The sequence below is a fragment of the Saccharothrix sp. genome (genome assembly GCF_031180885.1).
Taxonomy (GTDB): Bacteria; Actinomycetota; Actinomycetes; order Mycobacteriales; family Pseudonocardiaceae; genus Actinosynnema.
The window spans coordinates 1-18,351 of sequence record NZ_JAPSLK010000032.1 but is presented as its reverse complement, the minus strand read 5'-3'; the positions used below and the strand labels follow the sequence as shown (position 1 = coordinate 18,351).

The 18,351-nt window shown below is 70.8% G+C and carries 18 protein-coding genes and 2 pseudogenes; all 20 read right to left on the bottom strand.

What is annotated here, in order from left to right; all coding sequences use genetic code 11:
* Nucleotides 1–276: 276 nt before the first annotated feature.
* Nucleotides 277–750, bottom strand: coding sequence for a hypothetical protein (locus RIN75_RS28635; RefSeq protein ID WP_309115139.1), 474 nt, complete (start codon nucleotides 748–750; stop codon nucleotides 277–279).
* Complete coding sequence (locus RIN75_RS28630; RefSeq protein ID WP_309115138.1) at nucleotides 747–3,767, bottom strand: WXG100 family type VII secretion target; 3,021 nt, start codon at nucleotides 3,765–3,767, stop codon at nucleotides 747–749. The genes RIN75_RS28635 and RIN75_RS28630 overlap by 4 nt, the downstream gene beginning before the upstream one ends.
* Entirely contained in the window at nucleotides 3,767–4,069 is a 303-nt protein-coding gene (locus RIN75_RS28625; RefSeq protein ID WP_309115137.1) for a hypothetical protein, read from the bottom strand. The genes RIN75_RS28630 and RIN75_RS28625 overlap by 1 nt, the downstream gene beginning before the upstream one ends.
* Before the next feature lie 162 nt (nucleotides 4,070–4,231).
* Nucleotides 4,232–4,606, bottom strand: coding sequence for a hypothetical protein (locus RIN75_RS28620; RefSeq protein ID WP_309115136.1), 375 nt, complete (start codon nucleotides 4,604–4,606; stop codon nucleotides 4,232–4,234).
* A gap of 22 nt (nucleotides 4,607–4,628) precedes the next feature.
* Nucleotides 4,629–5,963 (bottom strand): phosphoglucosamine mutase, encoded by a 1,335-nt coding sequence (glmM, locus tag RIN75_RS28615; RefSeq protein WP_309115200.1) that lies wholly within the window; start codon nucleotides 5,961–5,963, stop codon nucleotides 4,629–4,631.
* Nucleotides 5,964–6,081: 118 nt separating this feature from the next.
* A complete protein-coding gene (gene rpsI, locus RIN75_RS28610; RefSeq protein WP_309115135.1) occupies nucleotides 6,082–6,612 on the bottom strand; it encodes a 30S ribosomal protein S9 in 531 nt (176 codons plus the stop codon).
* Nucleotides 6,613–6,638: 26 nt separating this feature from the next.
* Nucleotides 6,639–7,082 carry a 50S ribosomal protein L13 gene (gene rplM / locus RIN75_RS28605; protein ID WP_121224984.1) on the bottom strand — a complete coding sequence of 148 codons (444 nt, stop codon included), beginning with the start codon at nucleotides 7,080–7,082 and terminating at the stop codon, nucleotides 6,639–6,641.
* Nucleotides 7,083–7,366: 284 nt separating this feature from the next.
* Nucleotides 7,367–7,657, bottom strand: coding sequence for a WXG100 family type VII secretion target (locus RIN75_RS28600; protein ID WP_309115134.1), 291 nt, complete (start codon nucleotides 7,655–7,657; stop codon nucleotides 7,367–7,369).
* An 80-nt stretch (nucleotides 7,658–7,737) separates the two neighbouring features.
* A complete protein-coding gene (locus tag RIN75_RS28595) occupies nucleotides 7,738–8,055 on the bottom strand; it encodes a WXG100 family type VII secretion target (protein ID WP_309115133.1) in 318 nt (105 codons plus the stop codon).
* Between the two features lie 152 nt (nucleotides 8,056–8,207).
* Nucleotides 8,208–8,633 (bottom strand): hypothetical protein, encoded by a 426-nt coding sequence (locus RIN75_RS28590; RefSeq protein WP_309115132.1) that lies wholly within the window; start codon nucleotides 8,631–8,633, stop codon nucleotides 8,208–8,210.
* 11 nt (nucleotides 8,634–8,644) lie between these two features.
* Nucleotides 8,645–10,426: a type VII secretion-associated protein gene (locus tag RIN75_RS28585; protein ID WP_309115131.1), complete on the bottom strand. Its 1,782-nt coding sequence runs from the start codon at nucleotides 10,424–10,426 to the stop codon at nucleotides 8,645–8,647.
* A gap of 46 nt (nucleotides 10,427–10,472) precedes the next feature.
* Nucleotides 10,473–10,772, bottom strand: coding sequence for a hypothetical protein (locus RIN75_RS28580; protein ID WP_309115203.1), 300 nt, complete (start codon nucleotides 10,770–10,772; stop codon nucleotides 10,473–10,475).
* Nucleotides 10,773–11,062: 290 nt separating this feature from the next.
* Nucleotides 11,063–11,542: pseudogene (locus RIN75_RS44250) on the bottom strand (BTAD domain-containing putative transcriptional regulator); the annotation flags it as partial.
* Nucleotides 11,543–11,552: 10 nt separating this feature from the next.
* Nucleotides 11,553–11,705 (bottom strand): hypothetical protein, encoded by a 153-nt coding sequence (locus tag RIN75_RS28570; protein ID WP_309115130.1) that lies wholly within the window; start codon nucleotides 11,703–11,705, stop codon nucleotides 11,553–11,555.
* On the bottom strand, nucleotides 11,702–11,983 hold the full coding sequence (locus RIN75_RS28565; RefSeq protein WP_309115129.1) for a tetratricopeptide repeat protein: 282 nt from the start codon (nucleotides 11,981–11,983) through the stop codon (nucleotides 11,702–11,704). Before RIN75_RS28565 ends, RIN75_RS28570 begins: the two co-directional genes overlap by 4 nt.
* A gap of 77 nt (nucleotides 11,984–12,060) precedes the next feature.
* Nucleotides 12,061–12,186 (bottom strand): tetratricopeptide repeat protein, encoded by a 126-nt coding sequence (locus tag RIN75_RS28560; protein ID WP_309115128.1) that lies wholly within the window; start codon nucleotides 12,184–12,186, stop codon nucleotides 12,061–12,063.
* Nucleotides 12,187–12,638: 452 nt separating this feature from the next.
* On the bottom strand, nucleotides 12,639–15,206 hold the full coding sequence (locus RIN75_RS28555; protein ID WP_309115127.1) for a BTAD domain-containing putative transcriptional regulator: 2,568 nt from the start codon (nucleotides 15,204–15,206) through the stop codon (nucleotides 12,639–12,641).
* A gap of 30 nt (nucleotides 15,207–15,236) precedes the next feature.
* Entirely contained in the window at nucleotides 15,237–16,277 is a 1,041-nt protein-coding gene (locus tag RIN75_RS28550; RefSeq protein ID WP_309115126.1) for a tetratricopeptide repeat protein, read from the bottom strand.
* Nucleotides 16,223–16,648 carry a hypothetical protein gene (locus RIN75_RS28545; RefSeq protein ID WP_309115125.1) on the bottom strand — a complete coding sequence of 142 codons (426 nt, stop codon included), beginning with the start codon at nucleotides 16,646–16,648 and terminating at the stop codon, nucleotides 16,223–16,225. The genes RIN75_RS28550 and RIN75_RS28545 overlap by 55 nt, the downstream gene beginning before the upstream one ends.
* 217 nt (nucleotides 16,649–16,865) lie before the next feature.
* Nucleotides 16,866–17,452, bottom strand: a pseudogene (locus RIN75_RS28540) (BTAD domain-containing putative transcriptional regulator); the annotation flags it as partial.
* Between the last annotated feature and the right edge of the window lie 899 nt (nucleotides 17,453–18,351).

Sequence of the window (18,351 nt, the reverse complement as noted above, 5' to 3'; positions counted from 1 at the left end):
CGCTTCGCGCGCAGACCCGAGCGCTGCGCGCTCGGGTCGCACGGACCGGCGGAGCCGGGCCGTGCCGCCACCGCAGGCGGCCGCACGCAGGCGGGTGCTTTTCGGGCTTTTGCGAGGTGGCCTGGGAGGAGGTGGGTGGGTGGACACCTACCGGCAGCAAAGCCCAGCCCACAGCCCGGCACCCGCCCACCAACGCCGCCCCGGTCAAACCTCCGCCAGATCAACGCGGCCAAGAAAGAACGGCCCCCACCTCATTCAGGCGGGGGCCGTTCCCCGTCACGTCAGCCAGCTCTGGCCGCCGAAATCGTCATCGTCATCCACCGGTGCGGGCCTCCGAGCCGCGGGCCGAGCCGGAGGTGGCGGCGGCGTCGGGGCCGGCGGAGGTGTGACCGGAGGCGGCACGGGCGCGGCAACAGGAGCCGGCTGGGCCGAGGACCACCCATACCCCGGTTGCTGCTGCGCCTCGTACGTCGGCTCGTCGTCCTCGGTCCCGAACTGGAACTCGCCGCCCTTCTTCTGGGTCGCCGCGGTCGTGCCCCAGCCGCCGGCGGCCTTCTGGGCCTTGCCCGCCTCCTGGATGCGCTCGATCGTCTTCTCCGCGATCTGCGCCTGCTTGGAGAAGGCGTCACCCGCCTTGTCCCGCGCCTCCCGGGAGTGCCGTTCCCGCAGCTCGCGCAGGTCGGCGGCCTCCCGGTCGATCTGGTCCATGCGGTTCATCGCCGCGGCGAGGCGCTCGGCAGAAGCGCTCATCGACCCTCCTCACCCAGCACGCCCTGGACGCGGCTGAGGTTCACGTCGTCGTCGAACAGCGAGCCGGTGGTGCGCCACTGGCCGGGGCTGCGCTCGGTGTCGCCACCGCCCTGCTGGCCGCCGCCCGCCATGCCGCCACCCATCGGCATACCGCCGCCCATCATGCCGCCACCCATCGGCGACCCGGACGACTGCCCGTGCGACTCGGTCATGGACGGCAGCGTCGCCGCGCCCGGCTGGCCCGCCTCGGACGTGTTCATGTTGGACGCCAGACCCTGGTCCGCACTGCCGGACGGGCTGCTCCACGTGTTGTCCGACGTCGGCGCGCCCCACACGGAGTCCGCACCGCCGAACCCGGCCGACCCGCCGCCACCGAACACCGAGGCACCGGACGTCGTGGTCGTGCCGCTGGTGTCGGGCGCGGTGAACGTCTGCTCGTGGTGGGCGAACTGCGGACCCCCACCACCGAAACCGCCACCGCCGCCACCTTGGCCGACGTCCCCGGCGAAGCCACCGCCACCGCCGCCGGCGAAGCCACCACCGCCGCCATGGCCGAAGCCACCGCCCGGCGCACCACCCTGACCGGGCGCAAAACCGGGGTCGGCCGCCGGCATGGTCGTGAAGCCACCCTGACCCGGCGCACCCGGCGCGAAACCGGGATCAGCCGCCGGCATGGTCGTGAAGCCGCCACCCGGCGTGCCCGGCGCGGAGAGCCCGGGGTCGGGCGCGACGCCGGCCGGGTCCACGAACCCGATCGCCGGCTCCGGCTGCCCGATCAACGGCTCCGCACCGCCACCCGGCCCGAACCCGCCACCAAAGCCCGGGTCGGGGGCCGTCCCGCCACCACCGAACCCACCACCAAAACCAGGGTCAGGCGCGGTCGGGCCACCGCTGAAACCGCCACCGCCGAACCCGGTGTCGGGCGACGCGATCAACGGCTCGCCGACCGCACCACCCACCGCGACACCCACCCCGGACTCCTGCCCGATGAGCGTCTCCGCGCCGCCCTCGAACGGCATCGCGCGCACGTCCGGCTGGCCCGGCGGCACCTCGGCGGGCATGGGGACCGCGTCGTCGATGGTCGGGATGCCCGCCTTGCCGTCGTCGGCCTTGTCCTCGCCGAACTCGACGCCGTACTCCTCGGGCGTGCCGTCGCCGTTGTCCACGGTCAGGTTGATCTCACCGGTCAGCGGGTCGACCTCGGCGGTGATCGCCAGGCCGTCCACCTCGATGAGGGCCTTGCCGTCCGCACCGGCCTCGATCGGGATCGCGCCTCCCTCGGCGCCACCCGCCGTAGCCCCGACCGCCGGACCACCGGCCGGACCGCCAGGAGCACCGGGCGTGCCACCGGGAGCACCGCCGGACACCGGGGTCGCGCCGGCCAGCGCACCCGCGAGCGCCGCTGCGCCGTTCTGGCCGGTCAACGCCTTCAACGCATCCGGGTTGTTGCTGAAGTCGACGTCGTAGGTCTTCGGCTCGCTGGTCGGCGTGTCGACGGTGATCTGCACGTGGCCGCGCTCGTCCGGCTCCGTGATCTTGATCTCGTTGTCGCCGCTCTTGATGGTGACGGTCTCGGGCTCCTCCTCGCCCTTGAGCCCGTCGGGCTTGCCGTCGCCGTCGAGGTCGTCCTTCTTGCCGTCCCCGTCCAGGTCGTCGATCTTGCCGTCGCCGTCGGTGTCGCCGGGGATCTTGACGTCGTCGGGCTTGCCGTCGCCGTCCTTGTCCAGCGGGTTCTCCGGCTTCGGGACCTCCGGCATGCCGCCGCCACCGCCGGGCGTGCCGCCACCACCGCCACCGGGCGTGCCGCCACCACCGCCGGGCGGGGTGCCGCTCCCGTTGCCGTTGCCGTTGCCGTCGTTGCCGCCCTTGTCGTCACCGCCGGACGCGGCCGGGAACGGGTTCTCGAAGCCGGACATGTAGGAGGCCAGCGCCTCCCACTTCTGGTCCACAGAGGACTTCGTCGTCTCGCACAGGTTCTTGAACTGCGTGTACAGGCCCCAGAACTCGGTGTTGAACGACTGCTGGATCCACCGCTTGCACTGGTTGATCGCGTATTCTTTGTTCTCGTCGTTGAGGTAGCAGTCATCGCTGTTGATGCGGTCCGCGATGTTGCTGCCCATCTTCGAGTCGACCCAGCCGGCGATCTCCAGCACGCGGTCCTTGGAGTAGTCGCCCTCGCCGCGGGCGAACGACACGACCTTCTCGGCCATGTACGTGTCCGCCTGCGCGATCTGCTCCCGGTACATCTCCAGGACCTCGTCGGCCTTGCTCTTGCAGAGCTGGTAGACGCCGGTCACCGCGGTCCGGGTGAGCTTGGCCGCGCCGTCCAGGCCCTCGCCCAGCTCGTTGATCTTGGGGACGATCTGGTCGTTGTAGTGCTCGTGCGACTTGTCGGCCGCCTGGCCCTTCCACTCGCCGTACAGGCCCTTGAGCTGCGCGTCGACGTCCCCGCGCATCTCGTCGATCTTGGTCTTGGCCGTGCTGAACTCGTCGGCCTCCATGAGCAGCTTGTGGAAGTTGATGTTCCGCTGCTCGTTGTACGGCTTCTCGATGTGGTTCGCGTAGTCCAGGTTGGTCGTGTTGCCGAGGCAGTCGCCGGGCCGGTTGTTCCAGATCGGCATGAACTTCTCGAAGACCTTCAGGCCCGCCTTGCCGGCGTCGAACAGCTCGTTCGAGTTCTTCGTGCCCGCGCCGGACGCCGACGGCGGCTGCTTGCCGTCCAACGACTTCTGGCCCTCGTTGACGGCCTTGGTCTGCTCGCGGCTGTTGTAGCTCTTGGTGTCGGACTCGGCCTTGGCCTCGTTGTAGACGCCTTCGAGGTCGCTGGTGGCGCGGTTGTAGAGGCTGACGTCCCAGCTGTCGTAGTCGTAGCGGTCCTGGTAGGTCTCGGCCTCGTCGGGGATGTTCCAGGGCGCGGTGGAGTTGGTGTACTCGCGCAGCAGCGCCTTCTTCTTCTCCTCGGAGACGTTCGGGTCGTCGAGGAGGGCCTTGACCTCGTTCCAGCCTGGCTCGGCCATCAGTACTTGCTCCCCACGTTGCCGGCGTTCTGGGACTCGACGTCACCGTAGGTCGAGGCGCCGGCGGCGATCTTGCCCGCGAAGGAACCGAGCGTCGTCGACATGTTCGTGATGCCCTTGCCGAAGTTCTCGACGCCCGACTTGTACTTCGCGAAGTGCTGCTTGTGCGCTTCGCCGAAATCGGCGTCGACCGTTTCGGTCTGGCCCACCTTCTGGAGTTCTTCCGCCGTGTCCTTAGCGGTGTCGGAAATAGCCTTGGAGGCCTTTTGCATGGCCTCGGTACTGGTGCCGTAACCGGCCACGGCGCTTCACTCCCCTCCGTGGCGCGACGGCCACGACCCTCTACCGAACTCGTCCGTTACGACGCGACGCTTCGGCGCCCGGTTCCCATCGTGGCAGCCTGCGGGGCCGTCCGACGGCTGTTCGGACGCGTTCCTTGCAGGTGTAAACGCCACCGCGGGTGCTCATCCCCGATGCGGCGGCTGACCCGGTCCGGGCGGCGGGAACTGGCCGGGCGGCGGACCCTGCGGCGGCTGGCCGTACGGGCCGGGCTGACCCGGTTGGCCGAACGGCTGCTGCCCCGGCGGGACCTGACCGGGCGGGACCGGCCCCGGCTGGCCGTAGGGCGGCTGCTGCCCGGGCGGGCCGAACTGGCCGGGCGGGCCGTACGGCTGCTGCTGACCCGGGTGCCCGTAAGGCGGCTGCTGCTGCCCGTAGGGCGGCTGCGGGCCGTGACCGTAGGGGTTGTTCTGCCGGTTCTTCTTGGTCGACTTGACGATCAGGACGATCCCGACCACCACCCCGATCAGGACGAGGAGGATCAGCAGGTCGATCACCATGGGTGCCCCCGGAGGTCGAGAATCAGCCCACCGAGGAAACCACACCCGCCAGGCGCTGCGCCGCCGACTCCGCCAGTTCGTGGGTGGGGGCCTCGACCATCACCCGGACGAGCTGCTCCGTCCCGGACGGGCGCAGCAGGACGCGGCCGGTGTCGCCCAGCTCCGCCTCGACCGCCGCCACGGCCTCGCTGACCGCCGTGTCCTTCGCCACCCGCGCCTTGTCCGCGACCACGACGTTGACCAGCACCTGCGGCAGCCGCCGCATCACGCCCGCCAGCTCGGCCAGCGACTTGCCGGTCTCCGCCATGCGGGACATCAGGCGCAACGCGGTCAGCAGGCCGTCGCCGGTGGTGGCGTGCGCGGGCAGGACCACGTGGCCGGACTGCTCGCCGCCCAGCGCGTACCCGCCGGCCCGCAGCTCCTCCAGCACGTACCGGTCGCCCACGGCGGCGGTGCGCAGCGTGATGCCGTGCTCCCGCATCGCCAGGTGCAGGCCGAGGTTGCTCATCACGGTGGCGACCAGGGTGTCGTCGGTCAGCTCACCGGACTCCTTCATGCCGATCGCCAGGACCGCCATGATCTGGTCGCCGTCGACCTCGTTGCCGTCCGCATCCACGGCAAGGCAGCGGTCGGCGTCGCCGTCGTGCGCGATGCCCAGGTCGGCGCCGTGCTCTCGGACGGCCCTGCGGATCTCGTCCAGGTGGGTGGAGCCGCAGCCGTCGTTGATGTTCAGGCCGTCCGGCGAGGTGTGGATCTCGACGACCTCTGCGCCCGCGCGGCGGTAGGCGTCCGGCGCGGCCACGGACGCGGCGCCGTTCGCGCAGTCCACGACGACCTTGATGCCGTCCAGGCGGTGCGGCGTCACCTTCAGCAGGTGCTGCACGTACTGGCCCTCGGCGTCCTCGACGTCCCGGACGCGGCCGATGCCCGCGCCGGTCGGGCGGTGGTCCTGCACGCCCAGCTTCTGCTCGATCTCGTCCTCGACGGAGTCCGGCAGCTTGTGCCCGCCCGCCGCGAACAGCTTGATGCCGTTGTCCGGCATCGGGTTGTGCGAGGCGGAGATCATCACACCGACGTCCGCGCCCAGCGCCGCGACCAGGTAGGCGACCGCCGGGGTCGGCAGCACGCCCGCCCGCAGCACGTCCGCGCCCGCCGCCGTGAGCCCCGCCACCACGGCGGCCTCCAGCATCTCACCGCTGGCCCGCGGGTCGCGCCCGACGACGGCGACCGGCCGGTGCGACCGGTCGTGCTCGGCCAGCACGCGAGCGGCGGCGGCGGCCAGCGACAGCGCCAGCTCCGGGGTCAGGTCCGCATTCGCCAGACCACGCACACCGTCAGTGCCGAACAGCCGACCCATGATCGCCATGACCTTTCGTGATCAACCACACAACATCGGGTGGAAAGCACTGCGGGAGCAGCAGTTCGACGAAGAACTGACTGCTCCCGCAGGTAGTGCTGTGGTGCCGACCGCGAGGTCAGCGCTTGCTGTACTGAGGCGCCTTGCGGGCCTTCTTGAGACCGTACTTCTTCCGCTCCTTGACCCGCGGGTCACGGGTGAGGAAGCCGGCCTTCTTCAGCACCGGGCGATCCTCGGAGTCCACGGCGACGAGCGCGCGGGCGATCGCGAGGCGCAGCGCGCCGGCCTGGCCGGTGATGCCGCCGCCGCTGAGGTTGGCGATGACGTCGAACGTCTCCGGCTTCTCCGTGGTCACCAGGGGCTCGCGGATGAGCTGCTGGTGCACCTTGTTCGGGAAGTACGTCTCGAGGGACTTCCCGTTCAGGGTGAACTTGCCGGTGCCGGGCAGCAGGCGCACGCGGACGATGGCCTCCTTGCGGCGGCCGACGGTCTGCGCGAGGTGGTGGGCGCCGGCGCTGAGCACGGGGCGCACGACGGGCGCGGGGGCGGGCTCGGCGGCCTCGTCCTGGGCACCGTCGACATCGGACTCGACGGCGGTCTCCGCCTCGACGGCTTCGACGGCCTCGGTCTCGACCTCAGGGGTGGTCACGTCGTTTTCCTCGGAGTACGGCTCGGTCACTGGGCGACCTTCTTGATCTCGAACGGCTGCGGCTGCTGCGCCGCGTGCGGGTGGGTCGGGCCCGTGTAGACCTTGAGCTTGCCGGCGATCACACGGCCCAGGCGGTTCTTGGGCAGCATGCCCTTGATGGCCTTCTCGACCAGCCGGTCGGCCCGGGTGTCGAGCACCTCGCCGAACGACTTCTGGCGAAGACCGCCCGGGTGGCCGGAGTGCCGGTACACGAACTCCTGGTCACGCTTGTTGCCGGTCAGCGCCACCTTGTCCGCGTTGATGATGATGACGAAGTCACCGGTGTCAACGTGGGGGGCGTAAGTCGGCTTGTGCTTGCCGCGCAGCAGCGTCGCGGCCTGGGTGGCGAGCCGGCCGAGCACCACGTCCTGGGCGTCGATCACGTGCCAGGCTCGGGTCACCTCGCCGGGCTTCGGGCTGTACGTGCGCACGGGTCTACCTCGTCGTCACTTGCGTCTGGGGTCATTGCGGCGGCTGCTCAGGCTCCAGACACCCCAGTCGGGCAGGTGGACCAGAACACGAGGCACGCGGAAGCGCACCGGGTACCGCACAACAACGTAGGAAGATACCGGTAGGCCCATGTCCAGGTCAAAACGACCCCCGCCCACCGGCCTGGAACACCCGTTCACACCGCGCGGAGCGGCCCGAACAGGACGAGACCCCGGGCCTTCGAAGAGCCCGGGGTCTCGCGAGAGTCACACGGTGATGGCGCAGTTCACCAACGGCCGCGGTTCGTGTTCTCGGCGGCCTCGTAGGCCTCGGTGGCCTGCTGCACGGCGACACCGATGGAGGCGAGCACCGACTGGAGGTCGGCGGCGGAGGTGTCCCACTTCCGCTGCGCCTCCTGGTACGCCTCGGACGCGCCACCCTGCCACTGGGCGATGACCGGGCTGAGGCGCTGCTTCAAGTCGTCCAGCTGCTGCTGGACCTGGCTGGCCTGGCTCGAGATGTTGCTCGCGGCGTTGGCGAGCTCGCCGAAGTTGACTTCAATACGGCCGTCGTTCATTTCTCCCCTACCTAAAAGTCAATGGTGCCGAGCGCGTGCGGAAACAGAAAGCGAAGAGCTGCCGAAGCAGTCGGAGCAGATCAGAACCCACCGGCGAGGCGGCTGGTCAGGCTGCTCATGGACTGGTTCTGCTCCTCTTCCTGGCGGGCGTAGATGTCGGCGCTGCCGGACATCTGCTCGGCGATCGCGCGCAGCGCCTCCTGGAGCTTGCGGGCGTCCTCGTCGAAGCGCGTCATCAGCGTGTTGAACGCCGTGGCCGCCGCGCCCTTCCAGCTGCCGCTGACGGTGTCGACGGTGCTGCGGACCTGGTTCAGGATGCCCTGAACGGACTCGTCCACGCTCACGATGTCCTTCGCAGCCTGGACCAGCTCGTCAGTCCCGGTACCGTAACCAGACATTGGGAGAAACCCCCTTCATCAGAGATCAGGTCGTACCCGTTCTTGCTTGGTACGCCTCTTCCGACGCAGACCCTGCCACGGTCGGTTCCGCCCTGTCGCGAGTTCTTCGGAAGTAGTTGCGGTAGTAAACGCAAGCCGGTGGAACCGGGCAGTCAGTAGAGGATTCGCGCTTGCGAAAAGTCCTCGTCATCGCCCCTTTCCGGGGGCAGCTGGCCACTCGGGCCGGCGACGGCGCGCGATCCGGACACAGGCGGTGGCGGCGCGGGATTTGCATTCGCGTCCGTTCGCTTCTGCGATTCTTCGGCCGGCGCGAGGAGTTCGGCGCCCGAAGGCAGGCGGTCGATCGGCAGACCGCGGTCCTCGCGGAACCCGGTGGCCACCCGACGGACGTCCTCGGAGGTGGGCCGCTGGGTGTCCGGCCCGACCTGCTTGGCCCGGGCTTGGTCGGCCAGCTCCCGGTTCCGGTTGCGCTGAGCGGCGTTCGCCGCCGAGGCCGCGGACGCCGCCCGACGCCCTCTCGTCACCGCCGCCTCGACATCGGAGCGGAACTTGGCGAACGCCTCCGGGATGCCGGTCATCACACTTCCCTCTAACTGGTCACGGTCAGCGTGCGGACCACCTGCTCGCACGCCGGGCGGACCCGCTCCTCACCGGAAGCCGGGAACTGGCACCCGACGCTCACCTGGGCGTCACCCTGGAGCACCACGTACCAGTCGACCGTGAAGGTCTCCGCCTCTTCCCGGTAGTAAACGACACTCTTGCCCCCGAAGTCGGCGGAAGCGTCGAAACCGGACACGTTCTGCCGCTTGTCGTACCCGTCCCGCAGCTCCCGCTCGGCCCGCGCACGGTCCTCGGTCGCGTTGTATGTGAGCTTCTGCTCGTTGACCGCGATCACGGCCAGCGGGGACTCCGGCGCCTCCGGCTTGAGCAGCACTTCGCGCTTCTTGGGATCGCCACCGGTCTGGGTCCAGTCGACGGGCGCGGTGAAGGTGTAGTCGTACTGCGCGATCAACTTGCCCTGCGCCGCGCTGGACGGCGTCGTCGTGGGTGTGCCCGTGTTCTCCTTGCGGGTCAGTGCATAGGCCACAGACGCCCCGATCACGGCCAGCAGCAGCACCGCTCCGACAACGACCAGCGGCACCCGACTCTTCTTCCGCACAGGTGGCGGGGTCTGCGGGAAGTACGCGGGCTGGGAAAAACCACCAGGCGGGGACGCCGTGATCCGCCGAGTGATCTTGCGGGTCGAGTCGTCCGTCGTGATCTTCTGCGTGACATCACCCTGGCTGGGCAGCGCACCGGTCCGCAGCGGATCGGTGCTGACCGCACGCAACGCGCCCCGGGCGACCACCGTCTCCGGCTGGTCGATGCTGGTCGGCACCACCCCGGACTGCTCCAACACGAGCCGCGCGACCAGCGGAATCCGGCTGGATCCACCCACCAGGAACACCCCGGCCAGCGCACGCGGATCAAGCCCCGCGTCTCGAACCACCGACGTCACCAGTGCGGCGGCCCGGTGCAACGGCGCGTCGATCAACCGTTCCAAGTCGGCCCGTGTCACATGGGCATCGGGAAATGGCGGCGGCATCGGCACATCGGTGTAGGAATGCCTCGAAAGCGTTTCCTTGGCACCCCGAACGTCCTGCCGCAATACCCGCCTCTTGCGCCGGTCGGCCATCTCCCGACCTTCGACGAGCTGCCGCCAAGCGTCCGGATCACCGGGCCCGACCAACGTCCCGATGTGCTCCAACAACGCCTGATCGATGTCCGCGCCACCAAAACTCGGATCGCCCTTCGTGGCCAGCACCCGGAACGTCCCACCGGACCGCGCCACGACACTGGCGTCCACCGTCCCGCCACCCAGGTCGAGCACGGCCAACGCCGCCCCTTCGGCGATCGCATGCGTGGCCGAGTGGAACACCGCCGCCGCGACCGGCTCCGGCACCAGCCGGACCTCCTGGCCCAGCCGATGCGCGGCCTGCAACAACACCCGAGTCCGGATCGCTCCCCAGTCCGCCGGGTGGGTCAGCACCAGCAAGTCGACCTGGGCACCACCCGCGACATGCCGAGCCTCACCCACCGCCCGCGACAACACGGCCCGGACCACGTCGACCACCGGCAACACCGACGTGCCGAGCAGCAGCTCACCTTCATCGACCCGGCGCTTGGGGTGGGGCTCGTACCGGGCGGGGTCCACGGCCGCCTGCCGCTCCGCCTCCTGCCCGACGAACAGCGTCCCGTCGGCGGCGGCGAACACGGCGGAGGGCACGATGGGCTGGCCGTCCACCACCACGACCTGCGGTTCCCGGTTGTCGACCGAGATCGCCACGCAGGTGCTGGACGTGCCGAAGTCCACCGCCACGCGCAGGCTCATCGGTCATCCCCTCGTCCGCCGGGGTCGGCGTGCACGCACATGCATATCAGGATCGAGCGCCGTCATCGCTCATCTCCGCGCCTCGTGCGCCGATCGCGATCGGATGGGCACCGTGCGTGGCGACCAGGCTCACTGACTGGTGCCTACTGGTGACCACGACAACACACGAAGGTGTGCCGGGCAGCAGAGGACGCACGTGATCGGCGTCCCGAGCGGCGTCCAGCACCAGAAGCACCCTGCGGTCGGCCAGCACGCTGCGGTACAGCGAGAAGCGCTCCTCCGGGTCGTGCGGCACCCGTTCCACCGGCAGCCCGCATGCGACCAGCACCGATCGAGCCGCGTCCACCGCGTCGACCGGGTTTCGGGTGATGACCGCGAAAGTCCAGGAAGAACGTGCCGTCGGGATAGCGCCCGCGCACGGTTCGGGCCCAGTGCACCGCGAGGGTGGTCTTCCCCGCGCCCGGCGGCCCCACAACGGCCAGGAGTGGGAACCCTTCGGCCACTGCGGTGGACAGTTCGTCGACGAGCGCCGGCAGGTGGGTGGAAGCCGGCCCTGTCTCCGACACCCATGCTGACGACGCCGACCAGGCTCAGGACGATCGCGCGCTTCTCGCTGTCACCGAGTTCCGTGTAGAGCGCGAGTGATCGGCGGGCCCGGTACAAAGCCTTGCCTTGATCACCGGCCTCGCAAAACGTGGCGCCAAGTCCCCAACGAGTGAAGGCTTCGCCGGAGCGGTCGCCCGTGGACACCACGAGGGTCAGCGCCTCCTCCAACTCGCGGATGGCCTCCGGGAACTCCCGCATGGCCAGGTGGTGGCTGCCGAGTGATCGGCGCAAACGCACTTGGCCCTCGACGTCACCGATCGCCTGCGCGGCGCGGATGCGCGGAACGAGGGTGGTCGACTCGCTGTGGTCCTCCTGCAACACCATTTCCTGGGCGGCGCGCAATTCCGGTCCTGGTGTCGCGTCCAGTTCACGGGCCGGCAGGTTCGCGGCTTCCCGGTAGGCGGCGAGGGCGTCGGCACGTCGACCGGTCCGGTGCAGGACGCGGACGAGAAGTGCCCAGAACGGCTCGTGCAGGGCGTGTGCCCGGGTCAACGCCTGAAGTTCAGCCACCAGCGCCGGATCAGCGCCATGAGCGAGGTCGGGCCGCCACGACCTCACCGGACCGCAGCAGCAAGGACGCAAGCACCACCCGCACCCGTCCGGCGGGCACCGGCACGCGGACGCCGTCGTGCCACACCTCCAGCGGTCCCAGGACCTTGAACCCGGTGGTCACCCGACCTCCCCCAGCTTCGCCCGCACGGCATCGGCCCGGACAGCGTCCAACCCGGTCGTACCGGACCAGAGCCTGCTCCCAGTGCCGCCGCGCCGCCGCGGATCACCCTGTCGTTCGGTCACGTCGCCCATCCCGACCAGCGCCGCCCCGTGGACCCACGGGACCGTGGTCTCGTCCACCAGGTCGAGCGCGCGCTCCAGGCTGGTCGACGCCTCGACGACGCGGTCGAGCTTGAGGTGGATCTCGCCGAGCACCACCAGCGCCTCGGCCAGCGCCACCGCGTCACCCTGGTCCTCCAGCGTCCGACAGCTCTCCCGCGCGGCTTCCGTCGCCTCGGCGTCCCGGTCGATCGCGATCAGGGACCAGCGAGTTCCATGAGGCAGGTGGCTTCGGCGTGGCTGTCGGCCAACTCCCTGCTGATCGCCAACGCCTTCTCGAACCGCTCGACGGCCTCCTCGTACCGGCCCAGCAGGTGCAGCACCGAAGCGCTGCTGCGCAGGGGTACTGGAGGCCGGCGCGCCGGCCGTGTTCGCGTGCACCACGTTCGCGGGTCCCAACGCCTGCCGGAGCCGGGTCACAACCCTCTGGAGCGAGGCGCGCGCCCGCGCCGGGTTCGGCGGGGCGCCGTCCCAGACGTGCTCGACCAGGGTGTCCGCCGACACCTGCCGGTTGCCGACAGCAACAACGACGCCAGGACAACGCGCGACCGCCCGGCGGGCACCGGCACGAGGACGCCGTCGTGCCACACCTCCAGCGGGCCGAGGACCTTGAACGCGGTGCCTCACCCGACCACCTCGAGTTCGGCGCGCAACAACGACGCCAACAGCACCCGCACTCGCCCGGCGGGCACGGGGACTTGCGCACCGAGGTGCCGCACCCGCAGCGGCCGCCAGGACTTCGAACCTCGTGTCCACCTGATCCTCCGCCAAATTGTCACGGTCGCGACTGGTCGCGCACGGCCTTCGCCCGACGCAGGGACTCCTCCATGCGTTCGAGCGCCTCGGTCGCACCCACGCCCTCGTGCGCCGGGATCGCCTCCGTCAGGAACCGCACCGCATCGACGGCGGGACCGGCCGCCAGGTAGCTCTCGCCCAGGTTCGCGGCGGCGTTCGCCGAGCCCAATCCCTCGGACAGCTCCTGGAAGATCAGGTAGGCGCGTTCGGCCAGGGCGATGGCTTCGGTGTGGTTGCCCAGGGCCGACGCCACGCGTGACGCGTGACTGATGACATGTGCCTTGCCGCGCAGGTCGTCCGATCGCTCCATCAGGTCCAGCATCCGCCGGGACGCCGTCGCGGCGCGGTCGAGGTCGCCGTGGCGCAGAGCGTACGAGGAGATGCGGAAGTGGACAGCCGCTTCCGCGACCGGTGCCCCCACGTTCCTGCCGTGCGCGAGGACCTCTTCGAACAGCGGCATGGCGTCTTCCAAGCGGCCGTCCCAAGCGATCATCGAGGCGTGCTCCCGCAGCGCCGAGTAGTAGACCTGTTGGTCACCCGCCTCCCGCGCGATGGTCACGGCGCGCTCGGCCAGTTCCATGGCCGGCTTCCCGTCGTAGATCGACTGGTAGTAGGACCACGCAGCCAGGTGGCCGGCGAGCCAGGCCCGGTCGTCCACCGCCGCCAGCCCTTCCGCGCAGGCCCGGAACTGCTCCGACACGTCGACGTCGATCTCGGTGAGCGGCGGCATGTCGTGGTAGCCCGGGACCTGGCTGTTCGCGGCGTCTGCCAGCTGCAGGAGCGCGTCCACGAAGCGACGCAGGTGGACGCGGTTGTCCTCCACGCCGTCGTCGACCACCAGTTCCGCCGCGTAGACCGCCAGCAGGTCGTGCAGGCGGTAGCGGGGTTCGCCGGTCGCGTCCACACCCAGCTCTTCAAGCAGGTTGGCCTCCAGCAGCCGCTCGACCAGGCGGTCTCCGTCGGCGCCGGTCAGCACGGACACCACCCACGGCGCGAAGTCCAACGTGCCCAGCAAGCCGAGGCGGCGGAACGCGACGGCAACCTCGTCGGCCAGGGCCGCGTAGCTGAGGTCGAAGCTCGCCCGCACCTCCATGTGCGCGGTGGACAGTTCGTCCAGCCTGCGGTGTTCGTCGGACAGTCGGGTGGCGAGCACGTCCAGCGGCAGGCTCGGGCGGGTGGCCAGGCGGGCTCCCACGATGCGCAGCGCCAAGGGCAGGCCGCCGGTCGCGGCGACGATCCGCCGTGCCGCACCGGGTTCGCGGGTCACGCGGTCGTTGCCGATCATCCGCGACAGGAGTCCGAGGCCTTCGTCGTCGTCCAGTGGGCGAAGCCGCATCAACCTGGCGCCCTCCAGCCCGGTCATCAGGTGCCGGCTGCTGATCAGGACCGCGCAGGACGCGCTGCCCGGCAGCAGGTGGCGCACTTGTTCGGCGTCCACGGCGCCGTCGAGGACGAGCAGCACCGCGCGGTCGACCACGCGGGACCGGAAGGCTGCCGAGCGGGCTCGGACGTCCTCGGGGATGGATGTGATCGGCACGCCGACAGCGGTGAGCAGTTCGGCGAGCACCTCACCCGGATCGCGGGGCTCCGGGGTGCCGTCGCCGAGGTTGACGAAGAGTTGGCCGTCGGGGAAACGGTCACTCAGGCGGTGCGCGATGCGGACGGTCAGCGCGCTCTTGCCCGAACCGGGCGGTCCGGTGACCACCGCGATCGGGACGGCGCTCGCGGGTGTGGCGGTGACCAGGGCCTGCTCAGCCTCGCGGTGGAGGTCTTCTCGGCCCACGAAGTCGGCGGTGGTCGGGGGGAGTTGGCGGGGTGTGGGCCAGGCCGCGGAGCCGGAAACGGCCACCGGTTCGCCGGAGAGCACCGCTTGGTGGATGTCGTGCAATTCCCTGCCCGGCACGACGCCCAGCTCGTCGTCCAAGAGCTTCGCGACGGTGCGGTACGTGGCAAGGGCGTCCGCTTGGCGGCCCGAGCGGTAGAGGGCGAGCATCAACTGGCCCCAGAAGCGTTCGCGCAGCGGGTATCGGGCGGTGAGGGTGCGCAGTTCGGGCACCAGTTCCGCGGACCCGCCCCGCTCCAGGTCGGCGTCGACTCGCCGTTCCAAGGCGGCCAGGCGCTCCTCCTCAAGGGCTTCGACCTCAACCTGGAGCGCGTCGGACCGGACGTCGGCCAGCGGTTCGCCGCGCCACAGGTCCAGCGCCTCGGCGAACCGGCCGGTGGACACCAGGACGCGGAAGCGGTGCAGGTCGAGCGTCCCCTCGGGGACGACCGCCCGGTAGCCGCCGGAGGTGGTGCGCACGACGTTCGCCGGGCCCAGCGCCTGGCGCAGGCGGGTCACGACCATGTGGAGGGTCGCGCGGGCGCGGGCGGGGTTGGCGGGTGCGCCGTCCCAGACGCGGTCGACCAGGGTGTCCGCGGACACGACTTCGTTGGCGCGCAACAGCAACGTTGCCAGCAGCACCTTGGCGCGGCCGGCGGGCACCGACACGCGGTTGCCGTGGTGCCAGACCTCCAACGAGCCCAGCACTTTGAATTCGGTGGCCATCAACTTCCCCCCTGGTGTTGATGATGGCGGTCAGGGTCCGTCCAGGGCTTGACGCGCCCTAACCAAGGCCTCCGCCATGCGTTCCAACGCCTCCGCGGCGCCGACGCCCTCGTGGGCGGGTAGGGCCTGTTCGAGGAAGGCGACTGCTTCGGACGGGCGGTCGGCGGCGAGGTAGCTCTCGGCGAGGTTGGCGGCGGCGGTGGCGGAGCCGATGCCCTCGGCCAGGCCGGTGAACATCTCGTAGGCGCGTTGGGCTCGTTCGACGGCGCTGTCGTGGTTGCCCAGGGCGGCGTCCACTCTGGACGCGTGGGTGAGGACGTAGGCGGTGGCGCGGAGGTCGTGGGTGTCGGCGAGGAGTTCCAGGGTCCTGCGGGAGGACTCGGCGGCCAGGGGCAGGTCGTCGTTGCGGAGGGCGTACATGGAGATCCGGTGGCGGACTTGGGCTTCGGACAGTTTGTCCGGTTGGGTGCGGCTGAGCGCGATGGCTTTCTCGAACAGTGGGAGGGCGTCGGCCATCCGGCCGCTCCAGGCCACCATCGACGCGTGCTCGCGCAGGGCGGAGAGGTAGACGGACTCGTCGCCCGCGCCCTCTGCGAGGGTGGCGGCGCGTTTGGCCAGGTCGATGGCGGGTTTGCCGTCGAAGACGGATTGGTAGTACGCCCATGTGGCCAGGTGGCAGGCCAGGGTGAGGGTGTCGCCGATCGTTTCCAGGCCCTCGGCGCAGGTGCGGAAGTCCTCGATGAGGGCGGCGTCCACGACGTCTTTTGCGGCCTCGCTCAGGCGGTGGTGTTCCATGCGCAGCGCCAGGTTGGTGTCGCCGGCGGCGCGGGCGGCGGCGTTGGACAGTGCGTGCAGGCGGGCCAGGCCGGCGCTGCCGATGAACACGTCGAGGTCCAGGTGGCTGGCGCGGTCGGCCAGGTCGGCGGCGATGTCCGGCCAGCCCTCGGCCGCGGCCACCTCCACGGCGCGGACGATCTGGCGCTGTTCGGAGACCAGCCACGCGGCGCCGTTGCGGGTCAGGCGGGCGAAGTCGTTGGTGAGGGCGGGTTCGTCGACGTGGATGGGGCGCATCGGGAGCATGTCGACGTAGACGCGGGTGTCGTGTTGGGCCTTGTCGGAGAGGCGGAGCAGGGCTTCGGCGTGGCGGCGGAGCGGGTGCGGGTCTCCGTTGGGTCGTCCTTCGCGACCAGTTCGGCCGCGTAGACGGCCGGCAGGTCGTGCAGGCGGTAGCGGGGTTCGCCGGTGGCGTCCACGCCTGCTTCCTGGAGGAGGTTGGCGTTGACCAGGTGTTCCACCAGGCGCTCGCCGTCGCCGTCGGTCAGGACGGAGACCGACCAGGCCGCGAAGTCCAAGGGGCCCAGGAGTCCCAGTCTGCGGAACGCGACGGCCACGTGGTCGTCCAGCGCGGCGTAGCTCAGCTCGAAGCCGGCGCGGACCTCCATGTCCGCCGTGGACAGTTCGTCCAGGCGGCGGCGTTCGTCGGACAGGCGGATCGCGAGGACGCTCAGCGGCAGGCTCGGGCGGGTGCCAGGCGGGCGCCGACGATGCGCATAGCGAGTGGCAGGCCGCCGGTGGCCTCGACGATCGACTTGGCGGCTTTGGTTTCCCGTGGACGCCGAGTTCCTCGTTCAGCAGCCTGGTCACCGAGCGGTAGGTGGCCAGGGCGTCGGCCTGGCGGCCGGAGCGGGACAGGGCGAGCATGAGCTGTCCCAGAGCCGCTCCCGGAGGGGGTGGCGGGTGGTCAGCGCGCGCAGTTCGGCGGACCGGCCCGCGTCCAGGTCGGCGTCGATGCGGCGTTCGAGGACGGTGAGGCGCTCCTCCAGCAGCGGCTCGACCTCCTCGGCGCGCAGGACGTCGGAGCGCACGTCGGACAGCGGCTCGCCCCGGTAGAGCGCCAGGGCGTCGGCGTATCGGCCCTGCTCGGTGAGGGTGCGGAAGACGTGCAGGTCCAGTTCGCCCGGTCCGACGTCGGCGACGTAGCCGTTGGGCGTGGTGCGGACCACGTTCACGTCGCCGAGGGCTTGGCGGAGGCGGGTCATCACCATCTGGAGGGTGGCGCGGGCGCGGTGGGGGCTGGGCGGGGCGCCGTCCCAGAGGCGTTCGACGAGGGTGTCGACGGAAACCGGTTCGTTGGCGTGCAGGAGCAGCGACGCCAGCAGGACCCGGGCCCTGCCCGCCGGGACCTGCACCGGCTCGCCGTCGCGCCAGACCTCGAGGGGACCGAGCACCTTGAACGCAGTCCTCATATCCCCCTCCGAGCGGGGCACAGTTTACGACCGGCCGCCGCAGCGCGTGAGGTGCGCGTGACAGAGGTGTGAGGGCTCGTCGACAGGATGGTTCGTGAGACGGCGAACCGTCCCGCTTCGGAGGAGGTGGTCCGTCGCCCGGTTTCACCCCGTGGACTGATCACTGGTCCGCCAGGTGGGACCTGGACCCCCCGGCCCCGGGTCCCACCTCCCAACCGCACTCCCGGCCACCCCGCGGACCCCAGCCGCCGGCGTGAGTCGAGTGTGAGCGGGACCGGGCACAGTGGACAGCGTTCACCGCGGGGCGGTTCCGGGTCAGGACGGCGGTCGGCGACACGGGGGGTGCCGCAGTCCTGGGACGGTGGGTCGGAGCAGGGTGCGTCGTCATTCAGGGGGGTGGCGTACCGGGCTCCGGCAGACCCGCCGGGTGACCACCAACGACCCGTGGACGTCCGTGCGCTCCCCCGTGCGGATGTCCGCGGGTCGTTCATGTTCCGGGGCCCGGGAGGGGCTGCCTCACGCGCTGGGCGGCCCCTCCCGGTTTTGCGGTTCGGGCGCTGGTCGGATCGGGGTTCGACTCGCGTTCGGGGTCGGCCGGCTCGGGGTCGGCCGGCTCAGGGGTGGCCGGCTCAGGGGTGGCCGGCTCAGGGGTGGCCGGCTGGGGTGGCGGACTGGGGCGGCGGGCTCGGGGGTTGGCCGGCTCGGAGGTTGGCCGGCTCGGCGGTTCGGCTCGGCTTTGCGGGGACGGCCTGTTCATCTCGCGTTGGGCGTTCCGCCCACCCACCCCCTCCCAGGCCCCCTGGCACAAGCCAGGCGCGCGGCGCGCGCCAAGCGCGCTCCGCGCGCAGACCCGAGCGCTGCGCACTCGGCTCGCACAGCCCGGCTCTGCCGGGCTGTGC

Bases quoted from the DNA above. Each gene is read 5' to 3' on its own strand.
- RIN75_RS28595 (WP_309115133.1), bottom strand. From the start codon at position 8,055: ATGTCTGGTTACGGTACCGGGACTGACGAGCTGGTCCAGGCTGCGAAG.
- RIN75_RS28635 (WP_309115139.1), bottom strand. From the start codon at position 750: ATGAGCGCTTCTGCCGAGCGCCTCGCCGCGGCGATGAACCGCATGGAC.
- RIN75_RS28550 (WP_309115126.1), bottom strand. From the start codon at position 16,277: ATGCGCCCCATCCACGTCGACGAACCCGCCCTCACCAACGACTTCGCC.
- glmM (WP_309115200.1), bottom strand. From the start codon at position 5,963: ATGGGTCGGCTGTTCGGCACTGACGGTGTGCGTGGTCTGGCGAATGCG.
- RIN75_RS28630 (WP_309115138.1), bottom strand. From the start codon at position 3,767: ATGGCCGAGCCAGGCTGGAACGAGGTCAAGGCCCTCCTCGACGACCCG.
- RIN75_RS28620 (WP_309115136.1), bottom strand. From the start codon at position 4,606: ATGGTGATCGACCTGCTGATCCTCCTCGTCCTGATCGGGGTGGTGGTC.
- RIN75_RS28585 (WP_309115131.1), bottom strand. From the start codon at position 10,426: ATGAGCCTGCGCGTGGCGGTGGACTTCGGCACGTCCAGCACCTGCGTG.
- RIN75_RS28555 (WP_309115127.1), bottom strand. From the start codon at position 15,206: ATGGCCACCGAATTCAAAGTGCTGGGCTCGTTGGAGGTCTGGCACCAC.
- RIN75_RS28545 (WP_309115125.1), bottom strand. From the start codon at position 16,648: ATGGAGGTCCGCGCCGGCTTCGAGCTGAGCTACGCCGCGCTGGACGAC.
- RIN75_RS28600 (WP_309115134.1), bottom strand. From the start codon at position 7,657: ATGAACGACGGCCGTATTGAAGTCAACTTCGGCGAGCTCGCCAACGCC.
- RIN75_RS28590 (WP_309115132.1), bottom strand. From the start codon at position 8,633: ATGACCGGCATCCCGGAGGCGTTCGCCAAGTTCCGCTCCGATGTCGAG.